2 protein-coding genes are annotated in these 3,394 nt (G+C 64.9%); both read right to left on the reverse strand.

Annotated features, from left to right (window positions below; all coding sequences use genetic code 11):
* Positions 1 to 380: 380 nt before the first annotated feature.
* Entirely contained in the window at positions 381 to 2,552 is a 2,172-nt protein-coding gene (locus ABZW74_RS24265; RefSeq protein ID WP_240857635.1) for a glutamine synthetase III, read from the reverse strand.
* A gap of 173 nt (positions 2,553 to 2,725) precedes the next feature.
* A partial coding sequence (locus tag ABZW74_RS24270) for an FUSC family protein (protein ID WP_355280038.1) occupies positions 2,726 to 3,394 on the reverse strand: 669 nt, incomplete at its 5' end.

The following is a 3,394-nucleotide window of genomic DNA, read 5'->3' on the forward strand; positions in this document are numbered from 1 at the left end:
CGAAAAACTCGACGAGCTACTAAACTCACCACCGTCAGGATCCGAATCAGGTCCTGTTGCATCCACCGCCTGAATCCGCCAGGGGACGAGTTTTCTTCCCCTAGTTTCTTGGGCGGCAGATGGTGCTTTCTGTGCTCGACGACGATGTTCCCGAGTCCGAGGACTGCGCTGCGACAGGGACCTCGTGTCTGGTCAGAAACCCGAGGCGCACCAGCGGTTTCTGGCCAGACCTGCGGTTTCTGGCGAGAGGGCTGTTACTGCAGCGAAGCCACGCTCTTCCCGCGTCCATGTTCGCCGACGGGGTCGGCACATGGGTCGCTGACACGAGAGTGCCCGCCGGACACCAGGTCCGACGGGCACTGTCGTCAGTTGCGCGACGATCAGAGGATCGTGAGCATCTCGTTGTAGGTCGGCAGCGGCCAGAGGTCGTCGGCCACAATGGCTTCCAACTTGTCGGCAACCTCGCGTACAGCGGTCATCGCCGGGATCAGGTTGTCCAGCGCGTACTTGGACTCCTCGTACTCGTCCTCGCCGTGCATGCCGGCGATGCCCTCGTCGAGCACCACCATGGCCTTCTGCAGATCGCCGATGAGTGCGGTGATCTCCGTCAGCAGCGGGGTCTCGACAGCGATCTCGGCTGCCTTCAGCGACGCCGCGACTGCGGCCAGCTCACCCTGGTAGCGGATGGCGGCCGGGATGATCATCGTCTTGGCGATCTCCGCGGTCTCCTTGGCCTCCACCAGGATGGTCAGGGCGTAGTACTCGAAGATGACGTCCTCGCGTGCCTTGAGCTCACGCGCGGACAGCACGCCGTACTTCTCGAAGATCTCGATCGCCTCGGGTGAGGTGTACTCGGTGACCGCGTCGACGGTGGTGCGCAGGTTCTTCAGGCCACGTGCGGCGGCCTCTTCCTGCCATTCGTCGGAGTAGCCGTTGCCGTTGAAGATCACCGCGCCGTGCTCGTTGATGATCTCCTGCAGCACCTTCTGCACCGCGTCGGCCAGTTCCATGCCGCCCTCGATCAGGCCCTCGAGTTCACCGGAGATGTAGTCGATGGAGTCGGCGAGGATCGTGTTGATCGCGACCATCGGGTCGGAGATCGACTGGTTCGATCCGGGGGCGCGGTACTCGAATCGGTTGCCGGTGAAGGCGAACGGGCTGGTGCGGTTGCGGTCGCCCGGATCGGCCTTGAGTGGTGGGAGGGTGTCGACGCCGAGCTCGATGACGCCGGCCGACTTGGAGCCGGTGGCCCCGCCCTTGGCGATCTGCTCGAAGACGTCCATCAGCTGCTCGCCGAGGAAGATCGAGATGATGGCCGGCGGAGCCTCGTTGGCTCCGAGGCGGTGGTCGTTGGAGGCCGACGCGACAGCCGCGCGCAGCAACCCGCCGTACTTGTGCACGGACCGGATGATGGCACCGCAGAAGGTGAGGAACTGCATGTTCTCGTGCGGGGTGTCGCCGGGGTTGAGCAGGTTGCCCTGGTTGCTGTTGCCCAGCGAGAAGTTGACGTGCTTGCCCGATCCGTTGACGCCCGCGAACGGCTTCTCGTGCAGCAGGCACTTCATGCCGTACTTCTCGGCGACGGCCTTCATGATGGTCATCATCAGCTGCTGATGATCGTGGGCGAGGACCGACCGCTCGAACACCGGGGCGAGCTCGAACTGGCCCGGTGCGACCTCGTTGTGGCGGGTCTTGGACGGGATGCCCTGCTTGAACAGTTCACGATCGAGTTCGATCATGAAGGCCAGCACGCGCTCCGGGATGGCGCCGAAGTAGTGGTCGTCGAACTCCTGGCCCTTGGACGGCTTGGCGCCGAACAGGGTGCGATTGGTGGTCATGATGTCGGGACGGGCGTAGTAGAAGTGCTCGTCGATAAGGAAGTACTCCTGCTCGGCGCCCGCGTAAGAGACCACGGTGTCGACGTCGGCGTGACCGAACAGCTTGAGCAGGCGCATTGCCTGCTTGCTCATCGCCTGCTGGCTGCGCAGCAGCGGGGTCTTCTTGTCCAGTGCCTCACCGGTCCACGAGATGAAGATGGTCGGGATGCACAGCGTGTTGCCGTTGGGGTTCTCCAGGATGTAGGCCGGGCTGGTGACGTCCCAGCCGGTGTAGCCGCGGGCCTCGAAGGTGCCGCGCAGGCCGCCGTTGGGGAAGCTCGACGCATCCGGCTCACCCTGCAGCAGCGTCTTTCCGGCGAATTCGGCCAGCGACGCACCCGAGGAGTCGGGCTCCAGGAACGAGTCGTGCTTCTCCGCGGTGAAACCGGTCAACGGGTAGAAAACGTGCGCGTAGTGGGTGGCGCCCTTCTCGATGGCCCAGTCCTTCATCGCGACCGCGACGTAGTCGGCGAGGGTCGGATCCATGGGTGCACCGGTGTCGATGGTTGCCGCGACGGCCTTGAAGACGTGCTTGGGCAGACGCTTCTTCATCACGGACAGGCTGAAGACATTGCGGCCGAAGGTGTCCGCCAACGGCTCTGGGAAACCGTCGGTCTCCACTTCGTACGTTGTGACGGCCTTGATGGCCTGACGTCGGGACATGCTGCCACTCATGGTTACTCCTGAGAACCGGTCGTCGTTTGCCGCCCACGGGTGGGTGCGTGCACGACGATGTCGCTGGGGGTGTCGCAGTTTGCGAGCGACTCGACGCTATGAGCGCGGTGTATGCGGGTCGTTTCCCCTGTGTGACGCGCAGGAAAACACAGTCGTGAACCCGAACTTCGACATCAGTCGTGTGCAGTGATGGTGAGTGCGGCGATCACGATGCCCACGACGATGCCGATCAGCGTGTCCAGGACGCGATCGACGGCGGCCACAGGGGAGAGGCCTGCGCTCAACGCGGTGAGCAACAGGGCCATCGGCGTGACGACACTCGACGCGATCGTGTAGTTCACCGGTGCGGTGATCTCGGCGATGACCTGGAAGATCACGATCGCGATGACCGCGCCCCAGTATCCGAGAGGCACTGCGAGCAGCGCGGCGGCGATGGCGGCGCCGGCGACGTTGCCGAGCAGGCGAGACAGTCCGCGGGTCACCGTGACGTGGTACGAGAGTCCCTGCAGCGCGGCGACGGCACCCATCGCGGCCCACATCGGGTGCGACAGCCCGGCGGCAGCTGCGGCGGTCGCACTCGCGGCCGCTGCCAGCATCGTCCGGGTGGCATTGACGACGATCGGTGTGTCGGTCACGCGGGCCAACGACCGCCAGATGGACTCGTAATGCGGGTCTGGCTCCTCGGTGTCGAGGTTGCGTCGTGGGTGCCGAACACGCTGCCACAGCCACGGCGCCAGGGACGCGACGATCCCGATCACGGCGCCGGCGGCCGTCGCTCCGACCGCTCGGATCAGCCCGGATGCGTCGTCGACTGCTCCGGCTGCCGCGGTTGCCGCGAAGAC

The sequence above is a fragment of the Gordonia sp. NPDC003585 genome (genome assembly GCF_040610755.1).
Lineage (GTDB): Bacteria > Actinomycetota > Actinomycetes > Mycobacteriales > Mycobacteriaceae > Gordonia.